This window comes from Burkholderia sp. BCC0419 (genome assembly GCF_902830285.1).
In the GTDB taxonomy this organism is placed as follows: domain Bacteria; phylum Pseudomonadota; class Gammaproteobacteria; order Burkholderiales; family Burkholderiaceae; genus Burkholderia.
The window spans coordinates 30446-54128 of sequence record NZ_CADESR010000001.1 but is presented as its reverse complement, the minus strand read 5'-3'; the positions used below and the strand labels follow the sequence as shown (position 1 = coordinate 54128).

Sequence of the window (23683 nt, the reverse complement as noted above, 5' to 3'; positions counted from 1 at the left end):
CCTCATCACCGATGCCGGCCGTCACTTCGATTGCGCACGGGCCTCCCGCTTCCCGTCCACCCCGCGCACCGTCCGCATGCTTTCCAAGGAGCTGCACTTGAAGCACTGGCGCCACGCGCTGTTCGCCTTCGCCGGCCTCCTGGCCGCCGCGTCCTCTCACGCCCATCCCGTCTGCACCGTCGTCGCCGACGCCGCCACCGGCAAGGTGCTCGTGCAGCAGGGCGATTGCACGACCCGCGTGACGCCTGCATCGACGTTCAAGGTCGCAATCGGCCTGATGGGCTTCGACGCCGGCGTGCTGAAGGACGAGCACACGCCCACGCTCGACTTCCACGCCGGCTACCCCGACTGGGGCGGCGCGCCGTGGCGCGAGCCGACCGACCCGGCGCGCTGGATGAAGCTGTCGATCTTCTGGTACTCGGAGCAGATCGCGCAGGCGCTCGGGCAGGCACGCTTCCAGCAGTACACGAGCGCGTTCGGCTACGGCAACGCCGACGTCACCAGCAAGGCGGGAGAACTGAGCGGCGTGATGGGCGCGTGGGTCAACTCGTCGTTACGGATCTCGCCGCTCGAACAGGTCGCGTTCATGCACAAGATCGCGCACCGGACGCTGCCCGTCAGCGCGCACGCATACGACATGACCGAGCGCATCACGCTGATCGACGCACAACCGGACGGCTGGACGGTGCACGGCAAGACCGGCACCGGCTCGCCGGGCGTCAAATACGACGCTGCGCACGCGTACGGCTGGTTTGTCGGCTGGGCGACGAAGGGGCCGCGCACGCTGGTGTTCGCGAACCTGATCCAGGACGACGAGCGGCAGACGCCGAATGCCGGCCTGCGCTCGCGCGACACGTTCCTCGCGGCGCTGCCGGCGCTCGCCGAACCGGCCCGGCCGCAATGAGCGCCGGCCCACGCAACGCACGGATCGACCTGCTGCGCGGCGTATCGATCCTGCTCGTCCTGCTGCATCACTTCAACATCGCGTATCCGCTGCGCGACACGGCGCTCGCGCGCGTGCTCGGCTGGGACACGATCCACGCGATCGTGCGCAACGGCAACTACGGCGTGACGATGTTCTTCGCGATCTCGGGCTACCTGATCACGTCGAACGCGCGCCGCCGCTGGGGCAGCCTCGGTGCACTCGACGTGCGCGCGTTCTACGTGTCGCGCATTGCGCGGATCGTCCCGTGCCTGCTTCTGCTGCTCGCGCTCGTCAACGGGCTGGCCGCGGCCGGCGTGCCGATCTTCACGAACCATGCGCCGCAGGGCATCGCCGTGTCGTACTGGCTCGTGAATCTGGCGTCGCTCACGTTCTGGATGAACGTGTTGATCGGTGCGTACGGATGGGTCAACTACGCGCTCGGCGTGCTGTGGTCGCTATCGGTCGAAGAGGTGTTCTACCTGTCGTTCCCGCTGCTGTGCATCGCGCTGCGCCGCGACACGCGGCTGTTCGCGTTCTGGCTGCTGATTGCCGCGATCGGTCCCGTGTACCGCTACACGCATTCGGGCGACGAAGGCGGCTTCCTGTACGCGTACTTCGCATGCTTCGACGGCATCGCGATCGGCTGCTGCGCCGCGCTGGTCGCCGAACGTGCGCGCTGGCAGGTACTCGCGGCCGCGCCCGTGCAATGGCTCGCCGCGACGGCAATGACGGCGCTCTATCTCGCGTGGCCGATCGCGGAAAGCCATGTGTTCGGCGTCTCCGCGATGGCGCTCGGCACGGCCGTGCTGCTGATCGGCGCGCAGGCGGAAGGCGGCCAGGCGAACGGCCGCGTGCTCGCGCCGCTGCGCTGGAGCGGCCGGCTCAGCTACGAGCTGTATCTGTTCCACCTGATCGTGCTCGGCGCGCTGCGCACGGTCTGGCCACCGCCTGCCACGCATGGCGACGGCAAGCTGGCGCTGCTCGTCGCGTACCTGGCGCTGTCTGCCGGCGTGAGTACGGTCATTGCGCGCGGCTATGCGACGCCGCTCGACCGCTTCATCAAGCGGGTTGCGTCGCGGCCTGCGGCGCAGGTGACGGACAGCGCGCGCGTCTAGCTCCCCGCGTGCGGCGGCGATCGAAGCAGCACTCGGCCAGGGCTCGGCCATATCGCCAACACGGTACCGGCCGGCCTGACCGCACTCCCCTTACGACGCTTCGATCAATCCAGATAGTCGGCGTATTCCTTGCGCGAATAGCCGGCGAGCGTCTGCCACGGCAACGTGTCCCGGCGCTTGGCCGGCGCCAACGTCAGCTTGCGCGTGACCCGTCCGTCCGCGCTGCGGTATTCGACCGACAGCGGCGCCTGAAGCCGCTCGCTCCACAGGATCCGGTTCACGCCGCGCGCGCTCGGCGTGTCCACGGCCTGCTCGTACCAGACGGTGCCGGGTGCGTCGCCGCGCTTCGCGACCGCGAGCCGCTTCAACTGCGACGGCGGCGTCACGTAGTACGCGTTGTCCCACGAACCGTCGAAGCCCGTGGTTTCGTACTCGGCCGGCGGCACACTGACGACCGTCCGGTTCGCCGCGTCCACGTACTCGATGCGCGCCGACTTGCCGTCGTACGTGACGTGCCGCGCGGCGGCCTGGAAGTTGAAGTGCTTGTGGCCGGCGTGCGCGGCAGCCGGCTGCACGCCGGTGCGCCGGCCCGCGTCGTGGTCATGGCCGTGATCGTCGTCATGCTCGCCGGCCGCCGCCGCGGGCAGCACGCGCTCGACCCACACGTGGCCGTCGCGCCGCACCATCCGTTCGCGATACAGTGTCGTGCGCGTCACGCCGTCGGCCGTGACCGTGCGGCTTTCGTGCTGAAGCACGGCGTCGAGATCGGCGGCGGCCACCGCGGGCAGCGTCACCCACCCGCAGGCGAGCACACAGAGAAGCGGACGTTTCATCGGGCGTTCCCGTTCATCCTGAAATCACCGGGCTCAGAAACCGAACGCCGAGCGCACGAGGCCGAACACCTTCGTGTTGTCGATCGTGCCCTTGAACGCCTTCGCATCCGCGCCGTCGGCGAACAGCATCACGTCGCCGCCGCCGTGCGTCTCCGAACCGGCGCTGCCCATCCGCACGCCGACTTCCTGCAGATACGCTTCGTTCGTCGCGGTGGCCGAATCGACCGACGCGCGCACGTTCGGCCGGTTCGCGCCGTTGCCGAACACCAGCGTCGTGTAGGTATTGCCATCGGCATCCTTGCTCGGCTGGCCGTCGCGATAGTTGCGGCTGATGTCGAGAATCGGGTTGCCGCGCTTCGAATAGCCGTTGATCGTCATCGTGTGGTCGTGGTCGGCCGTCACGACGATCAGCGTATTCGACAGGTCGACCTTCGACAGCGCGACGCGGATCGCTTCGTCGAACGCCGCCGTGTCTTCCAGCGCGCGCTTCGCGTTGGTGCCGTGCAGCGCGTGATCGATCCGGCCGCCTTCGACCATCAGGAAATAGCCGTTCGAATTCTTCGACAGCACGTCGATCGCCTTCGACGTCATGTCGGCCAGGCTCGGCTGCGTCGGCCCTTCTCCCTTGCCCGCGACGCGATCGAGTTCGTACTCGAGATGGCTCGTCGAGCTGAAGAGACCGACCAGCTTGCCGTTGCCCGCCTGCGCGAGCTGATCCCTGGTCGCGACGACCGTGTAGCCCTTCGCCTTCATCTCGTCGAGCAGGTTGCGCCCGTCCGCGCGGCCGCGCTTGTTCGACACCGGATCGAACGGCGTCCAGTGGTTGCGGCCGCCGCCCATCAGCACGTCGACGCCGTCGCCAAGCGCAGCGTTGTAGCCGGCGCCGCCCGGTGCGGCCTGCGCGGCGATGTCGTACTGCGCATCGCGATGGCAGATGTGCGAATAGGTCGCGGCCGGCGTCGCGTGCGTGAGCTCGGTGGTCGTGATCGCGCCGACCGCCTTGCCGCGCGCCTTCGCCAGTTCCAGCAGCGTCGCGACCGGCTGGCCGTTGCCCGGCGCGCACTTGTTGACGGTCTTGTTGCCGTTGACGTCGCTGCCCGGCGCGACCGCGCGCGTGTCGGACGACATCGACAGCACTTCGTTGTTCATCTTCACGCCGGTCATGTACGCGGCCATCGACGGCGCGCTGTCGGTCGTCTGCGCGTCGTTCGAGAAGGTCTTGACGCGCGCGGTGCGGGCCAGCTTCTCCATCGTCAGTTGCCCCGACTCGCCGACCTTGTAGATCCGGCTCGCCGTCACGGTCGTCGGCCCCATGCCGTCGCCGAGAAAGAAGATCACGTTCTTCGCCTGCCCGGCGGCCTGCGCCGCGCCGCATGCGAAACCCGCGACGGCCAGCGCCGCCGCGATGCACTTGATGGTCGACATCCTGTATTCCCCTGTATCCGTGTTGTCGGCGCTCAAAGCTGCACCGCGTTGCGCACCAGCTCGAAGACCTTGTTGTTCTCGATCACGCCGTGGAACGCATCCGCGCCGCGACCGATCGCACCGAGGAATACATCGGTGCCGCCGTGCGTCTCGCTGCCCTTGTCCATTCGCACGACCGCCTCCTGGCGATAGTCGTCGGCGCCCGTCACCGCATCGGTCAGCGCGGTGCCCGCGCGGCTGCCCTGCACGCGGTTCTCGCCGTTACCGAAGCCGATGATCGTGTACGGCGCGCCGTCCGCGTCCTTCGCGATCGCGCCCGTCTGGTAGCTGCGCAGCACGCCCAGCACGCCGGGCTTGCCCGCCTCGGTCTTGCCGGTGCGCGCCGCATAGCCGTTCAGCACCAGCGTGTGGTCGTGGTCGGCCGTGACGACGATCAGCGTGTTCGTCAGGTCGGGATCGGTCTTGCGGACCTTGTCGAGCGTCGCCTTGATCGCGTTGTCGAACGCGATCGTGTCCTGCAGCGCGCGCTTCGCATTGGTGTCGTGCAGTGCGTGATCGATCCGGCCGCCCTCGACCATCAGGAAATAGCCGTTCGGGTTGTTCTGCAGCACGTCGAGCGCGCGCGTCGCCATGTCGGCGAGGCTCGGCTCCTTGGTCGCGCCGCGATCGAGGTCGTAGCTCAGGTGGCTCGACGCGAACAGGCCGACCAGCTTCCCGCTCTTCGTCGCATCGGCGGCCAGCAGGTCGTCGCGGTTCTGCGCGAACGCGTAGCCTTTCGCCTTCAGTTCGTTGACCAGGTTGCGGCCGTCGGTGCGCTTGCCGCCGCCGTCCTTCGGCACGAAGAATTGCGTGCCGCCGCCGAGCACCACGTCGACACCGTCGCCCAGCGCGCCGTTATAGCCCATGCCGCCCGGCACGAGCTGCGCGGCGATGTCGTTCTCGGCATCGCGGTGGCACACGTGCGCATAGGTCGCGGCGGGCGTCGCGTGCGTGACGCGCGTGGTCGTCACGACGCCGGTCGCCATCCCCTTTGCCTTCGCGATTTCGAGCAGCGTCGACACCGACTTGCCGTTGTTCGCGCCGCAGTTGCCGGTGAGGCCGGCGCTCGGCTCGATCGCCTTCGTGTCGGGCGACATCGAGATCACTTCGTTGTTGGTCTTGACGCCGGTCATGTACGCCGACATCGACGGCGCGCTGTCGGTCACCTGCGCATCGTTCGAATAGGTCTTCACGAACGCGGATTCCGGCAGCGTGTCGATCGTGAGCGCGCCGTCTTCACCGACGCCGTAGATGCGTGCGGCCGTCAGCGTCGTCATCCCCATGCCGTCGCCGAGGAAGAAGATCACGTTGCGCGCCAGCGGCTTCGTCGGACCGGGTGCCGTGCTGGTCGGGCCGTCGTCGCTGCCGCAGCCGGCCAGCGCAAAGGCGCCGGCACACAACAGCGCCGCCATTTTGATTCGATTCATGTTGTCGGTTCTCCCCGCCGTTGATGCTTTCGAAATGAAAGGCGATGGTAGGAACCGGATATGACAGCAAGATGAATGGAAATTGGAAGGTTTGGTATGGCCGATGAAAGGATGTGACGGGGCACCGCGTCCGGGCGCCCCGCACGGCCGGGCTCAGCCGGCGTATGCGGCGGCGGCGCAGCGCACGGTCACGATGCGCGCCGGCGGAAGATTGGCCCAGACGATCCGGCTGTCGCACGCGACGAATGCCGAATCGCCCAACGGATGACGGCCGGGCGGGCGCAGGTCGTAGGTAAATTGAATCATCACGCCGTCGGCCGACAGCACGCGCTGGCATTGACCGACGATCGCCGTCACATCCTCGCGCGGCAGCGTGCGCAGCGGCAGGCACGACACGATCGCGTCGACCGTGGCGCCCGGCGGCAGCAGCCGCTCGAGCTGCCGCGCATCGCCCGCCACGATCGAGATACCGGGAAAGCGGCGCCGCAGGTGCTGTACGAACGCCGGCGAGCGTTCGACCACCACGAGGCGTCGGGGCGCGACGCCGCGTTCGAGCAGCGCCGCGGTGATCGCGCCGGTGCCGCCGCCGAGCTCGACGACCAGCCCATCGCCGTCCGGCACCGTGTCGGCCATCTCGCGCGCCAGATGCCGCGAACTCGGGCACAACGCACCCACCGCGGCCGGCCGGCCGACCCACTCGCGCACAAACAGTGCCGAGACACGCCACGCGTTCGGCCACGTCATAGGCAGCCCTCCAGCGCTTGCGCGGTCGGCGGCAACGCGCCGATGACTGTGCGGGACAAGGCTACGGCGACTGGGGCAAGATTCATGCGCATCCTCCTGGGTGAATCGGTCCGCCGCAGGACACGCGGCGATCAATCGATTCTAGGAAACGCAAACTTAAGGTGACGTGAAGATTGACCCTGATTTGCCTGACCAATTCGTACCCGATCAGCCGCCGATCCCGATCGGCGATCGGCGCACCGCTGCAAGTCCGCGGGGTAACGCTCGCCGACGAGCCGGATCCGCTGCAGCGCCGTCCCGATCGCGGCGAGATCGTCGACTGCCGGTCCCCGGCGGGCGAAATGGGGTCGGGACGTTGACGCGCTGTGTCTCTCGCCCGCGAACCGCCATCCGCCCGCCGCGTCGAGATTGTTCGTCGAAGCCGTGCGCGAGCAGGCGGCACAGCCCGGCCCGTGAACCGCGCGCCATGCTCGCTGCACGACGCGCGACACACCGTCACCGCAGATTGGTTCTCGCGAGTTCGACGATCTCGTCGCCGCGCCCGCTGAGGATCGCGCGCAGCATGAACAGGCTGAAGCCCTTCGCATGCGCGAGCTCGATCTTCGGCGGCATCGCGAGCTCGTACTTCGACGTCACGACGTCGACCACCGCCGGCCCGTCATGCGCGAACGCCGTGCGCAACGCGTGCTCGACGTTCTCCGAATGCTCGACGCGCACGCTGAAGATCCCCGCGCCCTTCGCGATCGCCGCGAAGTCGGTCGGGCTCAGGTCGACGTTCGTGTCGAGATAGCCGGCCGCCTTCAGCTCCATCGACACGAAGCCGAGCAGGCTGTTGTTGTACACGACGATCTTGATCGGCAGCTTGAGCTGGCGCGCGCTCAGCAGATCGCCGAGCAGCATCGACAGCCCGCCGTCGCCGGACAGCGACACGACCTGCCGCCCCGGATGCGCGCCCTGCGCGCCGAGCGCCTGCGGCATTGCGTTCGCCATCGAGCCGTGGTTGAACGAGCCGTGCAGTTGCCGCTTGCCGTTCATCGTCAGGTAGCGCGCCGCCCATAGCGTCGGCGTGCCGACGTCGGCCGTGAAGATCGCATCCTCCGCCGCGACTTCGTCGACGATCTTCGTCAGGTACTGCGGATGGATCGCGCGGCCCGGCGGCTCGGCCACCGCGAGATCGTCGAGCCCCTTGCGCGCGGCCGCGTAGTGCTTCAGCGCATTCTCGAGGAAGCGCCGCTGCGCCTTGCGCGTGAGCCGCGGCAGCAGCGCCGCGATCGTTTCCTTCACGGTGCCGACGAGCCCGAGCGCGAGCGGCGCGCGATGGCCGAGCTGCGAGCCCTTCCAGTCGATCTGCGCGATCTTCGCATTGGCCGGATAGAACGGCCGGTACGGGAAATCCGTGCCGAGCATCAGCAGCGTGTCGCACGACTCCATCGCGTGATAGCCGGAGCTGAAGCCGATCAGCCCCGTCATCCCGACGTCGAACGGGTTGTCCCATTCGACGAACTGCTTGCCGCGCAGCGCATGCACGACCGGCGCACCGAGCGTGTCGGCCAGCGCGACCACTTCGTCGTGCGCGCCCTGCGTGCCGCTGCCGCACAGCAGCGTGACCGCGTCGGACCCGTTGAGCAGCGCCGCGAGCCGGTCGAGATCGGCATCGGCCGGCAGGATCGACGGCGGCGCCGCTTCACTCCACGCCGGCGCCTCTTCCGGGCCGTCGCCGAGCGCGATGTCGCCCGGCAGCACGATCACCGCCACGCCGCGCTCGTCGATCGCGGTGCGCATCGCGCGCGCCAGCACGCGCGGGAACTGCGACGCATTCGTCACGAGCTCGGCGAAGTGGCTGCACTCGCGGAACAGCTCCTGCGGATGGGTTTCCTGGAAGTAGCCGAGGCCGATCTCGGTCGACGGAATGTGCGCGGCGATCGCGAGCACCGGCTGGTGATTGCGGTGGCAGTCGTACAGCCCGTTGATCAAGTGCAGGTTGCCGGGGCCGCAACTGCCCGCGCACACCGCGAGCCGCCCGGTCGACGCGGCATCGGCGCCGGCCGCGAACGCCGCGCTTTCCTCGTGCCGCGTGTGCATCCAGCGGATCGAGCCGATCTGGCTCAGGCTGAACGACAGGCCGTTCAGGCTGTCGCCCGTCACGCCCCAGATGCGCTCGACGCCCGCTGCCGCCAGCGTCTTCGCCAGGTATTCCGCCATCGTCTGTCTTGCCATGATGCCCTCACAGTTGGGTTGTCTCGACATGCCGCATCTGCCCTGCCTCGGCGCATGATAGTCAAGGACGCGAACTGACGTATGAACGGTGCAATCGCGAATCGTTCCGCCTGAGCGCCGTGGCGAAACGAACCGTATCGCCACGCTACAGCGGCAGTGCATGCGTCGACAGGATCTCCTTGAGCACCATGAACGAACGCACCTGCCGTACGCCGGGCAGGTACAGCAGTTGTTCGGCATGCAGCCGGTTGAAGCTGTCGTTGTCGCGCGTGCGCACGAGCATGAAGTAGTCGAATTCGCCGGTCACGACATGGCATTCGACGCACCCCGACACCTTCTGCGCGGCCTTCTCGAACGCAGCGAACGTTTCCGGCGTCGAGCGATCGAGCACGAAGCCGATCACGACCAGCATCCCGGCGCCGAGCGGCTTCGGGTCGAGCAACGCGACGATGCCGCGAATCAGCCCCATTTCCTTCAGCCGCTCGACGCGCCGCAGATACGCCGGCGCACTCAGTTTCACTTTCGCCGCGAGGCTCACGTTCGAGATCGACGCGTCCTGCTGCAGTTGCCGCAGGATCGCGTGGTCGATGCGATCGAGCGCCGGTGCGGCGTCACGCACTGCCGCGATCTAATTTCATTGCGCCAACCTCAAATTCTACGAATATAGATTGTTTAATTTCCGGTTATATCGTCGATAACGTAGGCCACCGCAATTCATTTCGCAAGCTCATTTCTCGCGCTTCTGCCTATCATTTTTCTCATCGGAGCACGGCCTGCCGGCTGCGCCCGAACGATCCGATGTCCCGCCCTGTTCACCCCCTTCCGGAGCCCCGCCGATGAACCTGCAACGCTTCCCCCGTTATCCGCTGACGTTCGGCCCGACGCCGATCCAGCCGCTCAAGCGCCTGAGCGCGCATCTCGGCGGCAAGGTCGAGCTGTATGCGAAGCGCGAGGACTGCAACAGCGGCCTCGCATTCGGCGGCAACAAGACGCGCAAGCTCGAATACCTCATCCCCGATGCGCTCGCGCAGGGCGCCGACACGCTCGTGTCGATCGGCGGCGTGCAGTCGAATCAGACCCGCCAGGTCGCGGCCGTCGCCGCGCATCTCGGAATGAAGTGCGTGCTCGTGCAGGAACACTGGGTCAACTACGAAGATCCGGTGTACGACCGGGTCGGCAACATCCAGTTGTCGCGGATGATGGGCGCCGACGTGCGGCTCGTATCCGACGGTTTCGACATCGGCATTCGCCGCAGCTGGGAAGAGGCGATGGAGAGCGTGCGACAGGCGGGCGGCAAGCCGTATCCGATTCCGGCCGGCTGTTCCGAGCATCCGCTCGGCGGGCTCGGGTTCGTCGGCTTCGCGGAAGAAGTGCGCGCGCAGGAGGCCGAGCTCGGGTTCAGGTTCGATTACGTCGTCGTCTGCTCGGTGACGGGCAGCACGCAGGCGGGGATGGTCGTCGGCTTCGCGGCCGACGGGCGCGCGGACCGCGTGATCGGCATCGATGCGTCGGCGAAGCCGGAACAGACGCGCGAACAGATCACGCGCATCTCGCGGCATACGGCCGAGCTGGTCGGGCTCGGCCGCGATATCGTCGAACAGGATGTCGTGCTCGACACGCGTTACGGCGGCCCCGAATACGGTTTGCCGAGCGATGGCACGCTGGAAGCGATTCGGCTGTGCGCACGGCTGGAAGGCATGCTGACCGATCCCGTGTATGAAGGGAAATCGATGCACGGGATGATCGACAAGGTGCGGCTCGGGGAATTCGAGCCGGGGTCGAAGGTGTTGTACGCGCATCTTGGCGGGGTGCCGGCGTTGAGTGCGTATAACGGGATTTTTCGGGAGGGTTGAGAACGCCGAGGAGGCGAATGCATTCCGGCGCTCCCGCGGCCAAGGCATCTGAACTCCAGGCCGGATCGGTAACGGCGCGTCTCCGCAGATGCGCCGCTCTGCCGATCGGTTCGGTTGAACGGATCTATCGGCTATTGACCGCGTGCTTGCGCCGAAACATCCGGGACACATACGCGCCGGTCAGCATCACCAGGAATCGGCTGTTGGTCGACAGGTAGCGCTTCCACATCCGCCCCGGTTCCTGGATCACTCGGTATGCCCATTCCAGCCCGCTTCGCTGCATCCACAGCGGCGCACGCTTTACCTTCCCCGCCACGACGTCGAACGTGCCGCCTACACCCATGACGAAATCGACGCCGAGATCCGCTTTCCAGCGGTTGATGAAATTTTCCTTCCGCGGAGAGGTAATCGCGACGAAAAGCAAACGGGCGCCCGACTCGCGAATGCGCTCGACTATCGCCCGCTCGTCATCCCAGAAATACCCGTGATGAACCCCGGCGATCCGCAATCGCGGGTATTTCCCCGCAACCACGACCGACGCCCGCTGAACCACCGGATTCGTGGCGCCAAGCATGAAGATCGGCCAACCTTCTTCCTGCGCCATCCCGAGCAGACTGTCGAACAGGTCGACCCCGGCAACGCGCTCGGGGACCGGACAGCCGAGCATCCGTGCGCCCCATACCACGCCCATCCCGTCGATGTTGATGATGTCGCACGCGCGAACGGAGGCGGCCAGCTCCCGGTCGGTTTGCATGTTGACGATCTTGGCGACGTTGACGACGACGTGCTGCGTAAACTGCCGATGTGCGATACGGCTGCGGATCGCGTCCACAGTCTCGGATACGGTGGCGACGTCCATCGGGCATCCGAAAAGTTCGATTTTTTTCATACCGGATTTCATTCAGAAACTGGAACGTCGGGCTTGAACCGACCTGACTGACTATTTGCAAGTATTTCGACGGAGTAAAAAGCCCATGCCTGCGTCCATCTCAGGTAGTCGACCCGATTAAGGAATCGTGCGGTTCTCTGATATGCAAACCGCCGCTCTTCAGGCAGATACAGCGTCTGCATCGCCCGCGCGTACACGCGCTCCGCCAACATCCGGTCGTCTTCCGTGCCTGAAACCGTCAGTAGCGTGATCAGCGCCTGCGCGACAGAGTGCATGTCGATCGGCCAAACATTCGTGTCGTAGTATTTGACCGTCCCGTCCGCAAGAAAGAACGTATTCCGGTAGTACTCCAGTCCGCGGCTGATCGCAGCCGAAAAGCGATTTGTGTTCGCTGAGCGCTGAAGGAACCGCAGTGCCTCGAGGTTGTATCCGGTATGAAACCCGTCGACGAAGCCGTGATGGCTGCGCAGCCCGTATGCCCAGGCGCCGTCGTCACGCTGCATCGAAACACTGAGTTCCGCAGCATTCAGTGCGCGGTCGCGCATGGCCGTTGAATCGGTGCGACGTGCTGTCTCGGCGACGAACGCCGCCACCCACAGATTTGCGTTATGTACGAACGCGGTTTCGCCCGGAATGTATGCGTAGTAACCGGCATCCTCGTACGCCGTGTAAAGTGAATCGAGGAAGTAACCGGCATCGACGGCCGCGTCGATGAATCTCGCCTCACCGGTAGCCTCACCAAGCGCGTAGAGCGCACGCGCGACATAGCAGGTTGTGATCGCGTTCGGTGTACCGACCGGCACGAAGAACGCGCGTGCGGCCCAATCGAAGTGATATCCCCAAGCATTGTGTTGCCAGCGTTCCCGGTCGACGCGCTGGCCCAACAGCCAATCGCCCAATTCGCTCGCTTCCGCGACACTCCTCCCGTCTCCGATGCGTTTTTCCCGCTCCAGATGCCCAAGCACCATCAGTGCGATACCTTTCGGATTGCGTCTTCGCGGTACGCCGACCAGCCGGCGCAAATTGATCGGACTACGCTTGTGAAACTGCAGCCATGCAATGCTCGCGAGCGGCAAGCGCGATAACCCGGAGTACCGGAACAGGCTGCTGTTGAGGCCATCGAACGGATCGTGTCCGGCGTAATCGTAGCGCTTGCAGTGAGCGAGCAATGCGTCGGCGACAGCGGCGGGGGCGCGATACTCTGTCATCGCACCTCCCTTTTCGTGCCGATCGACACCTCACCAAAGTAAAGCGTGACGGATTCGATATCCGATGGCAATTTCAACCAATCTGGCTTGTACACACCAAATTTCAGATACGCATGTACATCGCCCGGGTACGCATTCGGCCGGCCGCTGCCATCGAACACGCTTACGCCGTCTTTCCACAAATGCGTCACGGCCTGACGGCCACTTGCATCAGGCGCATATTGCAAGGCCCATTCAACCCACTTGCCTCGGTCAGCGGCTGCGCAGCACAGCCGTCCGCCGGTGCCGTGTACCGTATCGACGCCACCGCGAACAGAGAACGCGTACTCTTCGCCGAGCAGCGTCAACATGAACGGCGGCGCCCCGGTCAGCCCGCTCTGGTGGATCTGCGTGATGATTTCCATTTGCTGCGGATCAAACATAAAGTCGCTCGGCAAGTAGGTTCGCCATCGAATCAAGTATTCCTGTCCAGGCGCCAGCACGATGTCACGCGGCAATAGAAACTCGGCTCGCGGCAACGTATTCACAAGACGCGTGAAGTTCTCGCCTCTACGCAACTGCACACGAATCGCGTGCCGGCCCGCTACCATCGGGTCCGGCATCCAAGCGATGTTCGAACGTCGCGCTTCCTGGAACTCTAGGTCTCTAATGCCGGCTTGCCAGTCGTTCCAGTAGATCAGACGATACGATGCCGGGCGAATATCGGGTTCACGGCCGATCGCTGGACCGGTCAGAACGATCGATGCCAAACCGGCCAGCACCACGGTCCTGCGAACACGCATGTCGACGTTTTTCTTCCTATCACGCATGCCTTGCCATTCCCCGATAACAATTGACGTACTGCGCCATCACGACCTCGACGGCATAAAGACGACAGGCGCGATCCCGGCCTGCCGCACCCATTCGCCTCCTGCGATCCACATCGCACAAGAGATCCTGGAGACCATCGGCAAGTGCGCTGGCATCACCTGGATCAACAAGGCAGCCGGATACACCGTCCTCAACCAGATCGCACAGACCGCCAACTCGGCTCGCCACAACTGGAACACCAAGAAACATCGCTTCGAGCGCCGCAATGCCAAATGCCTCGAACTGACTCGGCAGGCAAAAGACAGAGGCCTCGCGGAAGAGCCGAGACTTGCCTGCGTCGTCGAGCCAGCCGCAGAAATGAACGCGCTCGGCCACGCCAAGATCAACGGCGCAGGCCTGCCATTGATCGACATCTCCATCGCCGGCCAGCCGCAGATGGACGTCGCGCCCTTGCCTCACCAACAGAGCCAGTGCTTCGATCAACGTACCCACGCCCTTTTGCCGTGACAACCGCCCTGCGAACGCGATATAGGGCTGTGATGCATCCGGCTCGTGAATCGCCATTCGCTGAGCATTGCGCTGCGCGGCGCCAGCCGTATTGGCGATCACCATGGCATCTTCTGCTCCTGCCCGGAATCTGTTCAGGATCGCAGCGCCGGATTCGGAAACACCGATCACCGCATCGGCCTGTCCAACGAACCGACGAATCGATGCCCGCGTCAACCTGCCTGACTGCGACGCAAACCGCCCGAAATTGCCGGAATGCAAATGGAACACCACTTGTTTGCGCATAAGCGTTGCAAGCAACGCCAGCACTGATTTGCGATAGAAGGAGCCGCGCTCCGACACATGGAAATGGACAACATCGGCCGCACGAATGGCCATCGCGAAACGTGCGAGGTCGAGCCCGAGGAATCGCATGACATTACCGACACGCTGGAACCCCTGCGTTTCAAAGAATGCAAGGCGAATTCCACATTCGGCGAAGCGCTCGCGTTGTTCCGCCAGTTCACCGAGAACCGAAGCGATGCCACCGCGCTGCCCGCGTCCGGGCCCGACGTGCAACACCGAAAGGCGTGAAACCGCGGAGCCGCCGAAGGGGCTGCGTCCTTCAATGATCATATGCGTCCCTTTGCCGATGAGCATTGCGCATGTCACGCTGGATCATCACGGCAATCAATGCGAGATACGGACCGATGACGGCCGAACCGAGCACATGTCCGGCACTCGAAGCCATCGCGATCAGCACAATGAAAAATAGGATACCGAACCGCCTGCTTCGAGTGCGGGGGCCGTGACGGATGAATGCTCTGATCAGCGAGAGGAAGTAGACGAAGAATATCGGCAAGCCGAACATCAGGATTAAGTCGGGTACGTCGATTTCAACCATGTATCGCACGACCGGGTATCCGCCCGTCAGCAATGAGATAAAGTCGTGCTGGCGAAGGTCGCCCCAAATCGCGCCAAATTTCAGATTTCGTCCCGACAGCAGAAGCGTGACGAGCTTGTCGCTGCCGATCCGGCTCCCCTGACTGGAGAAATAACGTTGGCTGAGTTCCACTGCCTGGCTTACCTGCGGAATGAACAGATAGGCCAGCACTGCCGATACCGCCAGTCCGCCGATCATGATTGCGGCATAGCGCGTGGCCTTGAACACGTTGTGACGCGAATAGAAATAGGCACAAGTCATGCCGAGCACCCCGACCACCGCCCCTTTCGTGCCGGTGAGCATCGCCGCAATCAGCATGCAGCAAACCAGCGCTACGCTGCGTGAGCTCCAGCCTCGCACCAGTGCGTGCAGGTACCCGAATGCGATCGATACAACGACAAGCGCCGCGGCTTCGTTCTGCGCATAAACAATGCCCTTGTACCCGGACCGAATATGGGTTTGAGCCTGATAGCTGCGGAACATCTCGATCGACAGCGTCGCCCCAAGTACGATCGCCCCGCCGTATGCCAGCAACGATGCAAACACGACCATTTCGATCTGTTCCAGACGTCTGTCGTCGAGCCGCATCATTGCCGCGGGGTAGACGAAGAACGAGAAGACCTTGAGTCCGTAAATGATCTGTTCGATCGCTTCACGAGGGGTCATCGAGCCCACTGCATAGGCGATGAGCGTTACGCAGAGCGCCAGTGCCGAGGCAATCGCCACACGCATGTCGGAGACCCGCACACGAAGGCCCCACAGCGTTGCCGTCAGTAAGCCGGCGATCATCATTCCACGTACGGCCAGCGATATGCGCGCGTCGCCACCCTGCGCCACCGCGCTGCTTTTCGCGTACACGGACAGGAAATCACCGACAGGCGACATGATCAATCCGAGCCCCAGAACGATCCAGACGAAGGTCGCCGAGATTCGTACCGATTGCTCGCCAAACCGTTGCACGGTGGGCGTATTCGAACGCGGATGGAAGGCGTCAATCATGCCGACCCTGTCACCAACGGTCGTCTTCCGCCCGGCTGCCCGGCATCGACTGACGCCGCATAGACTTCGCACACGCGTTCGGCGTAGATCACCACGATCCGGGTACGAATCAACGTCACCGATATGGATGCCGCAAGCAGACAAAAGAACCCGATTTCACCACCGATCGCGACACTCGCGCCGAGTAGCGCAATAAATAGCAGCGAAGTTCCGATGTTGATCCGCGAAGTCGTCGCACTTTTCTCGAACGCCATCATCACATTGCTGCTGACGGCCCCGAGCACACCAGCGGCACATTGGAACGCCAGCAGAACACCCGCCGCGAGCGCAAGGGTTTCGCCCCCCCCCTCCAACCCCGCCCGATAAGTCAACCCCACCACCATCACCAGATTCACCACCAGCACGACCAGATTCGACAGATCGATGTTCCGCCGCATCGCGCCCAGCGTCGTATCGAGCGGCGCCTTGTCCTTCTTCCGCTTCACGAGATCGGGCAACTGCGCGATCGAGATGGCGCGCGGCAGCAGGTTGCCGACCGCGGTCACCGACGCGAACAGCGACAGCATCCCCGCGAACGACGCGCCACACATCGCCTTGGCCGCCGGCACCGTCACCAGCGCGATACCGCCGGACAGGAAATTGGTCAGCCCGAACTGCAGCCCCTTCATGTCGACACGCACCGAGAACGCGCCACGCGCCGGCGCACCGATCGCGACGAACATCGCGACGGCCACCACGATCAGCGAGAGCGCCAGGCACAGCGACGCGGAATAGCCGTGACGCGTGCCGACCTCGAGCATCGCGCACGAGCCCGCGATCAGCAGGCAGTCGAACGCGATCGTGATCCGGTAGCGACGCGTCGACACGAAGAAATGCCGCGCAAGCTGATACACGGTCCAGCCCCACATCAGCGCGACCACGCCGCCGACATCGAACGCGACCAGACCGGTCGCGAACACCAGCACGCACGCGAGCGTCGCGGCCACCGCCGTCCATCCCGCCATCGACACCAGCGAGTAGAACGCGTCGCGCGCTGCCTGCCGCCCGTCGCTGGCCGGCACGCGCACCAGGATCAGCGTCGCCCAGCCGATGGCCGTGAAGAAGCCGATCATCTGTGCGATCGACATGTTGGACGCCGCATGCCCCAGTTCGTCCAGCGAATAGATCCGCTGGATGACCCAGAACGTCAGCACGCGATACAGGCCGGGCGCGCCCGTACAGACGAGCGCCTCGAGACGGCCCAGCAGCTTTCCGGCATCGGCGTTCCGCATCATGACTCGCGCATCCCGCCCGTTACGCGCGCGCCAACACGCCGCGCGTGTCGATCACGACCTTGGTCTGCAGCCGCACCGGGTCCATGCGACGGAACGGCGCGTGGTCGACCAGGATGACGATCACGTCGGCCTCCGCAAGCGCGGTATGCAGATCGCACAGCCGCGCCTTCGCGTCGAGCGACGCCGGCAACGCGTCGACGTTCGGCTCGACGACCAGCAGCGTCGCGTCGGCATTCTCGGCCAGCGCTTCGACGATCTCCATCGCCGGGCTCTCGCGCAGATCGTCGATGTCGGCCTTGAACGCGAGGCCGAGACACGCGATCACCGGCTCGCGGAACCGGCTCGCCGCGTGCCGCACGCGCTCGTACACGAAATGCGGTTTGTCGTCGTTCACGAGGCGCGCGGTGCGGATCAGCCGCGCATGCTCCGGCGCCGAATCGACGATGAACCACGGATCGACCGCGATGCAATGTCCGCCGACGCCCGGCCCCGGCTGGAGCACGCTGACACGCGGATGGCGGTTCGCCAGCCGGATCAGCTCCCACACGTTGATGTCGAGCTGGTCGCAGATCACCGACAGCTCGTTCGCGAACGCGATGTTCACGTCGCGAAACGAATTCTCGGTGAGCTTGCACATCTCGGCCGTGCGCGCATCGGTCAGGATGCACTCGCCGCGCACGAACACCGCATACAGCTCCTGCGCGCGCGTGCCGCACTTGCGCGTCATCCCGCCGATCACACGGTCGTTCTCCACGAGCTCGCGCACCACGTGGCCCGGCAGCACGCGCTCGGGACAATGCGCGATCCGGATGTCCGAGCGCTCGCCGGCCTGCTGCGGGAACGTCAGGTCCGGGCGTTGCGCGGCGAGCCACGCCGCCATTCGTTCGGTCGCGCCGACCGGCGAAGTCGATTCCAGCACGACCAGGTCGCCCTTCTTCAACACCGGCGCGATCGACCGGCACGCGGCCTCGATATAGCTCAGGTCGGGCTTGTTGCCGTCGGTAAACGGCGTCGGCACCGCGATCAGGAACGCATCGGCCGGCTCGGGCGTCGTCGTCGCACGCAGGTGGCCCTGCGTCACGGCCGCATGCACGAGCATGTCGAGTTCGGGTTCGACGATGTGGATCCGGCCGCGATTGATCGTGTCGACCGCATGTTGCGACACGTCGACGCCGATCACGCTTTTGCGACGCGCGGCAAAGGCCGCTGCGGTAGGCAGGCCGATATAGCCCAGCCCGATGACGGAAACGGTTTCGAATGACATGAATGAGGTTCTCCAGACGTCAGGGAATTCAGCAGAGCGAGCCGGCCAGATAGGCCGGCCCCTGCGTCAATGTCGGCGGCGACACGAGCAGATCGGCGATCCGCCCGCTCGCGCGGCCGTCGCCGTACGGGTTGTGCGCGCGGCTCATCGCGCGATAGGCGCGGCCGTCTTCCCACAGCTCGACCACCGCGCCGACCAGCCGCTCGACCTCGGTGCCGACCAGCCGCACCGTGCCGGCCTCGACGGCTTCCGGCCGCTCGGTGGTGTCGCGCATCACGAGCACCGGCTTGCCGAGCGACGGCGCTTCTTCCTGGATCCCGCCGGAATCGGTCAGGATCAGCCACGCGCGGCTCATCAGATAGACGAACGGCAAATACTCCTGCGGCTCGATCAGCTCCACGTTGTCGATGTCGCCGAGCAGCCGCGTGACGGGTTCCCGCACGTTCGGATTCAGATGCATCGGATAGACGATGCGGCACTCCGGATAGCGCTTCGCGATCGTCGCGATCGCCTCGCAGATCTGCTCGAAGCCGCGGCCGAAGTTCTCGCGGCGGTGGCCGGTGACGAGAATCATGCGTTGCGCGTCGTCGACGAACGGGAACCGCTCGTGCATCTGCTGCACCAGCGCCCGGTCGCGCGTCAGGCGTTGGGTGATCGTCAGCAGCGCGTCGATCACCGTGTTGCCGGTCACGTGGACGCGGCCGGCCTCGACGCCTTCGGCCAGCAGGTTCGCGCGCGACGTTTCGGTCGGCGCGAAGTGATGCAGCGCGAGCGCGCCCGTCACCCGGCGGTTCGCCTCCTCCGGCCACGGCGAATACAGGTTGCCGGTACGCAGGCCGGCTTCCACGTGCCCGACCGGAACACGCCGGTAGTAAGCCGCGAGCGTCGCGCCGAGCGTGGTGGTCGTATCGCCGTGCACGAGTACGAGATCGGGCCGGAACGACTCCAGCACCGGGTCGAGCGCATTGAGGATGTGTCCGGTCAGGCCGCCGAGCGTCTGCCCCGCGCGCATCAGGTCGAGATCGAAATCCGGCACGATGCCGAACAGGTCGAGCACCTGGTCCAGCATCTCGCGATGCTGGGCCGTCACGCAGACGCCGCAGCGCACGCCTTCGCGGGCCCGCAACGCATGGACGAGCGGCGCCATCTTGATGGCTTCCGGACGGGTGCCGAAAGTCACGAGAATGTTTTCGTAGTGGTGGGTCATCGGATTCTCCGTCGGCGGATCACGCGCGATCCGAGGCTGTGTGCGAATCGGCGCCGTCATACGCGTAAGCGCCGTAGTTGCCGTACTGCGCGGAGCGCAGCCCCGGCCGGAAGCCGTTGAACACCACGGCCGTCGTGCGCGCGCCGACGCGCTCGATACGCTTCGCCGATTCGAGCAGCTCGCCCGTGGTCGTCACGCCCGAGCGTGCGGCGAGCAGGATCGTGTCCGCATGCGCGGCCAGCACGGTGGCGTCCGTCACCGGCAGCAGCGGCGGTGCGTCGAGCAGCACGAGGCTGTAATCGCGGCCAACGTGCGTCAGCAGTGCCGCCAGCCGATCCGACGACAGCAGCTCGACCGGGCGGTCGGTACGCGGGCCGGCCGGCAGCAGGTCGACGTTCGGCGCGATATCGCGCACGATGGCGTCGTCGACGGTCGCGCCGCCGCGAAGGATGGTCGACAGACCGATATCCGGCCGCACGCCGAAGCGCTTCGCCAGCTCCCCGCGTCGCAGGTCGCCATCGATCAGCAATACGCGCTGGCCCGACTGTCCGAGCAAGGCGGCGACGTTGGCCGACACGAAGGATTTCCCGACGCCCGCGGAAGGCCCGGTGATCAACACGCGGTTGCCTTCAGGCCAGTCCATCAACTGGAACCGCAGCGCCGTGCACAGGCTGTGCAGCGCCTCGACCGCCGGTTCGTTCGGCCGTGCGAGCGACAGGATCGGCGCACCGCCCTGCGCCGCGGCGGCGCGCTGCGCGAGCCGGCGCTGGGCGGCGCTGTGCGGAATCGTCGCCATCACGTTCAGGCCCGTGTCGCGCTCGATCTCGGCCGGATCGGTGATGCCGCCGAACAGCACCGCGCGGCCGATGACGCCGCACGTGCCGAGCACGAGCCCCACCAGCGCGGCAATCACCGTGACCAGCACCGGCTTCGGCCGCACGGGCTCGTCCGGCACGATCGCGCGATCGATCACGCGCACGTTGCCGATCTTGCTCGCGGTCGCGACGCGAAGCTGCTGGATGCTGTTCAGCAGGCCGACGTAGATCTCGGTTTGTACGGTCACGTCGCGGCGCAGCCGCACGACGTTGCGTTGCGCATCGGGCAAGCGCCGGATCGCGTCGTTGACCGTCCCGATCTGCGCGCGGGCCGCGGCGATCTGCCGGTCGACCGCGGTGAGCTCCGGGTGCGCCGGCGTCAACGTCGACGCGAGCGCGAGCCGCTTCTGCTCGAGTTCGAACAGCGATGTCTGCACGGCCGTCGATTGCGTCAGCATCGCCTTCGCCTGCTCGGTCAGATCGACGATTTCGTGGCGGGCCTGGTACGCGTTGAGCCGATCCTCGGCCGTACGCAACTGACGCTCCACCGTCGGCACCTGATCGCTGAGGAACGCCAACGACTTCTCGGCGGTCGCCGCCTTGCGGTTCGCGTTCTGCTGCACGTAGTTGTCGGCAATCGCGTTCAGCACGGCCGCCGCGCGCACCGGATCGCGGCTTTCGTACGACACGCCGATCACGCCGGACTGATCCTTGCCGCGGTTCGCGATGGTCAGCTTCTTCTGCAGTTCGGCGAGCACGACCTGCCTCGACTCCGCCTTCACGACGAACTGCGCACCGGCCGCGGCTTCGATGCCGGCGACCTGCAGCATCACGTCGCCGGCGGCCGTCTTCACGTGCAGCGGCTCGCCGATCTCGCCTTCCACATCGCGATCGAGATCGTTGCCGGACAGTCGATAGCGACCGTCGCCCAGCAACGTGACGATGAACGGGTGTTCGTGGAAGTCGCGCGGCACGTCGAACGCGGTCACGTCGATGTACTCCTTGCCCCAGACGAACCCGCCGAGCCCGAACAGGCCAGGCGTCGACAGCCCTCGATTGAAGCGCGCGATCGCGGCCCCGATCACCGGCATGCGGCGCGGCCGCGCGTCGATATACAGGCGCTGGCCATCGACGACCGGTTCGGTCACGAGCCGCGAGCGCAGGATTTCCATTTCGCCGTCGTCGGTCGACTTCACGTCGAACAGCGCGCCGAGCCCGCCGACGAGCCCGCCTTCCGCCATGCTGCGCAGGTCGGAGCCGCCGCTTTCCACCTGCACGGCAATGTCCGCCTTGTAGACCGGCTTCGCGACGAGCGCATACGCGGCGCCGAGCGCGGTGCACGCCGCCGTGACCGCGACGATGCGGCCGGCGTGCGCGATCAGCACGTCGAGGATGCCTCGCACGTCGAGCTCGTCGGCATCGCGTGCAAGGGGCCGACCTGGATTGATTCCGTTCATCTGAGGCTCACTTCAAGTATTCCGGCGCATCGGCGCCGGCATCCGGACGTCGCGGCCGGTTCGATTCGAGGCGGGCGATCCGCTCGGCCCAGTCGACGACGCCGTGCTCGATCAGCTTCATCGCGTAGTCGTACACGTGGCGGCTTCGGCGGTACGGATCGGGCACGTCGGTCTGGTAGCGCTCGGTGAGGCGATACACGCGGCCGCGCGTCATCGGGTAGGCCCGCTCGATCAGATGACGCTGCGCGGTCTCCATCACGAGAATCAGGTCGGCCCACCGGCAGACACGGTCGTCGACGCGTCGGGCCCGGTGCGGCGACAGCCCGAAGCCGCGTGCGGCCAGCAATTCGCTCATCACCGGATCGACCGGCGTTCCGCCGATCGCCGCGATGCCGGCCGACTCGACCGTGCGGCCGGGCAACGCGCGCGACAGCAGCGCCTGCGCGGCCGGGCTGCGGCAGACGTTGCCGGTACACACCACCAGGATCCGGTTCATCATTTCGTGACGATCGCGGCGGTCAGGCCCGCGTTGATGGCCGGCAGCAGTTGCGCGAGCACGCGGCCGAAGCGCGCGAGCTTCGTACTGTCGACGTACACGACGTCGCGCGGCTGCAGCTCGAATTCGTTGGCCAGCACCATCGACACCGGCGAGCGCCCGTCCAGATGAAACACCTGCGCCTGCCGGCCCGTGCCGGCGCGAATCACGTAGGTTTGCTTCGGATCGGACGTACCCGGGTTGACGCTGCCGGCCTGCGACAGCGCATCGGCCAGCGTGAGCCGCCCGTTGCGCAGCGGCAGCGCGGTCGTCGGCCGGTTGACTTCGCCCATCACGTACACGCCGAACTGGTCGCGCGCGCCGACCTGCAGCAGGTCGCCGTTGCGCAACACGATGCGCGCCGGATCGAGACGCTCGCGAATCAGCCCCGGCAGATCGACCGGATAGGCGACACCGCCGCGCACGAGCGTCATGCGGCTCTGATCGGCACCGGCCGTGAAGCCGCCCGCGCGCGTGACGGCTTCGAGCAGCGTCATCGGCGTGTCGTTGAGCGCTTGCGCGCCCGGCGCATGGACTTCGCCGTCGATATAGACGCGATTGGCGCGATACGACGCGACGCGCACCGTCACTTGCGGCGCGACGAACCATTTCGACAGCCGCGTGCGCAGCGCGGCCTGAATCTCGCTCGTGCGCATGCCCGCGACATGCAGTTCGCCCGCATACGGAAACGCCAGGTTGCCGGCCTGATCGACGACGAAGCCCGTCGGCGGATCGGCGGGACGGACCGTCTGATTGCCCGGGTTGCCCTGCGCGGCGGCCAGCTCGGGGTGATCCCACACGGTGATCTGCAGCACGTCGCCTGCGTCGATCGCATACGGCGCCGGCGCGGCAAACAGCTCGGCACGCGTGCGTTCGTCCCGTGCGCGGGCATCGCGCCGCTGGGCCGCGATCAGCGCGCCGTCGATCGCCCCGATCGGCACCGACGCGGCGTCGCGCGAAGCAGATGTTTGCTGCACTTCACCGAGCGACGCCGCATCGATGCGGCGCATCGACACCGTCAGGCCGTCGTCGAGCGTCTGCGTCGCGATACCGCCGTTGTGCTGCGCATCGTTCGTGAAGTTCATGTGCATGCCCGGCTCGATCGCGCAAGCGGACAACAGCACGACGGGCAAGACCGTCAGCGCCGTTCGCGAGCGTTGCGCCCAGGAGCGGGACCGTTTTCCAGTTTCCATTCGTGTTTTCCAAGCCGCGTGCGTC

General features: G+C 65.9%; 21 protein-coding genes. 4 read left to right on the top strand and 17 right to left on the bottom strand.

The genetic code is table 11. The features are described from left to right. Nucleotides 1-97: 97 nt before the first annotated feature. A complete protein-coding gene (gene blaOXA / locus HWW87_RS00210; RefSeq protein ID WP_175818764.1) occupies nucleotides 98-904 on the top strand; it encodes an OXA-1043 family class D beta-lactamase in 807 nt (268 codons plus the stop codon). Then, nucleotides 901-2040, top strand: a complete 1140-nt coding sequence (locus HWW87_RS00205; protein WP_175818763.1) for an acyltransferase — start codon at nucleotides 901-903, stop codon at nucleotides 2038-2040. The genes blaOXA and HWW87_RS00205 overlap by 4 nt, the downstream gene beginning before the upstream one ends. A 104-nt stretch (nucleotides 2041-2144) precedes the next feature. Here HWW87_RS00205 and HWW87_RS00200 read toward each other — a convergent pair whose 3' ends face one another. From HWW87_RS00200 to HWW87_RS00185, 4 genes are all read right to left on the bottom strand, one after another. Further along, on the bottom strand, nucleotides 2145-2873 hold the full coding sequence (locus tag HWW87_RS00200) for a hypothetical protein (RefSeq protein ID WP_175818762.1): 729 nt from the start codon (nucleotides 2871-2873) through the stop codon (nucleotides 2145-2147). Between the two features lie 33 nt (nucleotides 2874-2906). Then, the gene (locus HWW87_RS00195) at nucleotides 2907-4298 is read right to left on the bottom strand and encodes an alkaline phosphatase (protein WP_175818761.1); all 1392 of its coding nucleotides are present in this window, start codon (nucleotides 4296-4298) and stop codon (nucleotides 2907-2909) included. Nucleotides 4299-4330: 32 nt separating this feature from the next. Beyond that, entirely contained in the window at nucleotides 4331-5764 is a 1434-nt protein-coding gene (locus HWW87_RS00190; RefSeq protein ID WP_175818760.1) for an alkaline phosphatase, read from the bottom strand. Nucleotides 5765-5917: 153 nt separating this feature from the next. Continuing rightward, nucleotides 5918-6508 (bottom strand): methyltransferase domain-containing protein, encoded by a 591-nt coding sequence (locus tag HWW87_RS00185; RefSeq protein ID WP_175818759.1) that lies wholly within the window; start codon nucleotides 6506-6508, stop codon nucleotides 5918-5920. 173 nt (nucleotides 6509-6681) lie between these two features. On the opposite strand from HWW87_RS00185, the gene HWW87_RS00180 reads away from it, so the two are divergent. Next, nucleotides 6682-6867: a hypothetical protein gene (locus HWW87_RS00180; RefSeq protein ID WP_175818758.1), complete on the top strand. Its 186-nt coding sequence runs from the start codon at nucleotides 6682-6684 to the stop codon at nucleotides 6865-6867. 136 nt (nucleotides 6868-7003) lie between these two features. On the opposite strand, the gene poxB is transcribed toward HWW87_RS00180, so the two are convergent. Together poxB and HWW87_RS00170 are read right to left on the bottom strand one after the other, a co-directional pair. Next, complete coding sequence (poxB, locus tag HWW87_RS00175) at nucleotides 7004-8725, bottom strand: ubiquinone-dependent pyruvate dehydrogenase (protein ID WP_175818757.1); 1722 nt, start codon at nucleotides 8723-8725, stop codon at nucleotides 7004-7006. 145 nt (nucleotides 8726-8870) lie between these two features. Then, nucleotides 8871-9344, bottom strand: coding sequence for an Lrp/AsnC ligand binding domain-containing protein (locus HWW87_RS00170; RefSeq protein WP_244107095.1), 474 nt, complete (start codon nucleotides 9342-9344; stop codon nucleotides 8871-8873). 217 nt (nucleotides 9345-9561) lie between these two features. Here HWW87_RS00170 and HWW87_RS00165 point away from each other — a divergent pair, with 217 nt between their 5' ends. Beyond that, nucleotides 9562-10578 (top strand): 1-aminocyclopropane-1-carboxylate deaminase, encoded by a 1017-nt coding sequence (locus tag HWW87_RS00165; protein WP_175818756.1) that lies wholly within the window; start codon nucleotides 9562-9564, stop codon nucleotides 10576-10578. Between the two features lie 124 nt (nucleotides 10579-10702). On the opposite strand, the gene HWW87_RS00160 is transcribed toward HWW87_RS00165, so the two are convergent. Genes HWW87_RS00160 through HWW87_RS00110 form a run of 11 tightly spaced genes read right to left on the bottom strand, consistent with a single transcriptional unit; the run spans nucleotide 10703 to nucleotide 23658 of the window. Next, nucleotides 10703-11467 (bottom strand): WecB/TagA/CpsF family glycosyltransferase, encoded by a 765-nt coding sequence (locus HWW87_RS00160; protein ID WP_208449920.1) that lies wholly within the window; start codon nucleotides 11465-11467, stop codon nucleotides 10703-10705. 8 nt (nucleotides 11468-11475) lie between these two features. Beyond that, nucleotides 11476-12675, bottom strand: coding sequence for an aspartate-semialdehyde dehydrogenase (locus tag HWW87_RS00155; protein ID WP_175818754.1), 1200 nt, complete (start codon nucleotides 12673-12675; stop codon nucleotides 11476-11478). After that, nucleotides 12672-13484 carry a polysaccharide lyase gene (locus tag HWW87_RS00150; protein ID WP_244107094.1) on the bottom strand — a complete coding sequence of 271 codons (813 nt, stop codon included), beginning with the start codon at nucleotides 13482-13484 and terminating at the stop codon, nucleotides 12672-12674. Before HWW87_RS00150 ends, HWW87_RS00155 begins: the two co-directional genes overlap by 4 nt. Then, nucleotides 13477-14631, bottom strand: coding sequence for a glycosyltransferase family 4 protein (locus tag HWW87_RS00145; protein ID WP_244107093.1), 1155 nt, complete (start codon nucleotides 14629-14631; stop codon nucleotides 13477-13479). Before HWW87_RS00145 ends, HWW87_RS00150 begins: the two co-directional genes overlap by 8 nt. Further along, nucleotides 14597-15913: a hypothetical protein gene (locus HWW87_RS00140; RefSeq protein WP_175818753.1), complete on the bottom strand. Its 1317-nt coding sequence runs from the start codon at nucleotides 15911-15913 to the stop codon at nucleotides 14597-14599. The genes HWW87_RS00145 and HWW87_RS00140 overlap by 35 nt, the downstream gene beginning before the upstream one ends. After that, nucleotides 15910-17187 carry a hypothetical protein gene (locus tag HWW87_RS00135; protein ID WP_175818752.1) on the bottom strand — a complete coding sequence of 426 codons (1278 nt, stop codon included), beginning with the start codon at nucleotides 17185-17187 and terminating at the stop codon, nucleotides 15910-15912. The genes HWW87_RS00140 and HWW87_RS00135 overlap by 4 nt, the downstream gene beginning before the upstream one ends. Before the next feature lie 19 nt (nucleotides 17188-17206). Then, nucleotides 17207-18451 carry a UDP-N-acetyl-D-mannosamine dehydrogenase gene (gene wecC, locus HWW87_RS00130; protein ID WP_175818751.1) on the bottom strand — a complete coding sequence of 415 codons (1245 nt, stop codon included), beginning with the start codon at nucleotides 18449-18451 and terminating at the stop codon, nucleotides 17207-17209. Nucleotides 18452-18479: 28 nt separating this feature from the next. Continuing rightward, nucleotides 18480-19658: a UDP-N-acetylglucosamine 2-epimerase (non-hydrolyzing) gene (gene wecB, locus HWW87_RS00125; RefSeq protein ID WP_175818750.1), complete on the bottom strand. Its 1179-nt coding sequence runs from the start codon at nucleotides 19656-19658 to the stop codon at nucleotides 18480-18482. Between the two features lie 19 nt (nucleotides 19659-19677). Then, on the bottom strand, nucleotides 19678-21930 hold the full coding sequence (locus HWW87_RS00120) for a polysaccharide biosynthesis tyrosine autokinase (protein ID WP_175818749.1): 2253 nt from the start codon (nucleotides 21928-21930) through the stop codon (nucleotides 19678-19680). Between the two features lie 7 nt (nucleotides 21931-21937). After that, the gene (locus HWW87_RS00115) at nucleotides 21938-22426 is read right to left on the bottom strand and encodes a low molecular weight protein-tyrosine-phosphatase (RefSeq protein ID WP_347879275.1); all 489 of its coding nucleotides are present in this window, start codon (nucleotides 22424-22426) and stop codon (nucleotides 21938-21940) included. Beyond that, nucleotides 22426-23658 carry a polysaccharide biosynthesis/export family protein gene (locus HWW87_RS00110; RefSeq protein WP_244107092.1) on the bottom strand — a complete coding sequence of 411 codons (1233 nt, stop codon included), beginning with the start codon at nucleotides 23656-23658 and terminating at the stop codon, nucleotides 22426-22428. The genes HWW87_RS00115 and HWW87_RS00110 overlap by 1 nt, the downstream gene beginning before the upstream one ends. Nucleotides 23659-23683 lie beyond the last annotated feature (25 nt).

Excerpts from the sequence above, each read along its gene's own strand:
- HWW87_RS00155 (WP_175818754.1), bottom strand. The coding sequence starts at position 12,675 with ATGACAGAGTATCGCGCCCCCGCCGCTGTCGCCGACGCATTGCTCGCT.
- HWW87_RS00165 (WP_175818756.1), top strand. The coding sequence starts at position 9,562 with ATGAACCTGCAACGCTTCCCCCGTTATCCGCTGACGTTCGGCCCGACG.
- wecB (WP_175818750.1), bottom strand. The coding sequence starts at position 19,658 with ATGACCCACCACTACGAAAACATTCTCGTGACTTTCGGCACCCGTCCG.
- HWW87_RS00195 (WP_175818761.1), bottom strand. The coding sequence starts at position 4,298 with ATGTCGACCATCAAGTGCATCGCGGCGGCGCTGGCCGTCGCGGGTTTC.
- HWW87_RS00120 (WP_175818749.1), bottom strand. The coding sequence starts at position 21,930 with ATGAACGGAATCAATCCAGGTCGGCCCCTTGCACGCGATGCCGACGAG.
- poxB (WP_175818757.1), bottom strand. The coding sequence starts at position 8,725 with ATGGCAAGACAGACGATGGCGGAATACCTGGCGAAGACGCTGGCGGCA.
- HWW87_RS00110 (WP_244107092.1), bottom strand. The coding sequence starts at position 23,658 with ATGGAAACTGGAAAACGGTCCCGCTCCTGGGCGCAACGCTCGCGAACG.
- HWW87_RS00115 (WP_347879275.1), bottom strand. The coding sequence starts at position 22,426 with ATGAACCGGATCCTGGTGGTGTGTACCGGCAACGTCTGCCGCAGCCCG.
- HWW87_RS00160 (WP_208449920.1), bottom strand. The coding sequence starts at position 11,467 with ATGAAAAAAATCGAACTTTTCGGATGCCCGATGGACGTCGCCACCGTA.
- HWW87_RS00135 (WP_175818752.1), bottom strand. The coding sequence starts at position 17,187 with ATGATGCGGAACGCCGATGCCGGAAAGCTGCTGGGCCGTCTCGAGGCG.
- HWW87_RS00205 (WP_175818763.1), top strand. The coding sequence starts at position 901 with ATGAGCGCCGGCCCACGCAACGCACGGATCGACCTGCTGCGCGGCGTA.
- HWW87_RS00150 (WP_244107094.1), bottom strand. The coding sequence starts at position 13,484 with ATGCGTGATAGGAAGAAAAACGTCGACATGCGTGTTCGCAGGACCGTG.
- wecC (WP_175818751.1), bottom strand. The coding sequence starts at position 18,451 with ATGTCATTCGAAACCGTTTCCGTCATCGGGCTGGGCTATATCGGCCTG.
- HWW87_RS00185 (WP_175818759.1), bottom strand. The coding sequence starts at position 6,508 with ATGACGTGGCCGAACGCGTGGCGTGTCTCGGCACTGTTTGTGCGCGAG.
- HWW87_RS00190 (WP_175818760.1), bottom strand. The coding sequence starts at position 5,764 with ATGAATCGAATCAAAATGGCGGCGCTGTTGTGTGCCGGCGCCTTTGCG.
- HWW87_RS00145 (WP_244107093.1), bottom strand. The coding sequence starts at position 14,631 with ATGCTCATCGGCAAAGGGACGCATATGATCATTGAAGGACGCAGCCCC.
- HWW87_RS00200 (WP_175818762.1), bottom strand. The coding sequence starts at position 2,873 with ATGAAACGTCCGCTTCTCTGTGTGCTCGCCTGCGGGTGGGTGACGCTG.
- HWW87_RS00140 (WP_175818753.1), bottom strand. The coding sequence starts at position 15,913 with ATGATTGACGCCTTCCATCCGCGTTCGAATACGCCCACCGTGCAACGG.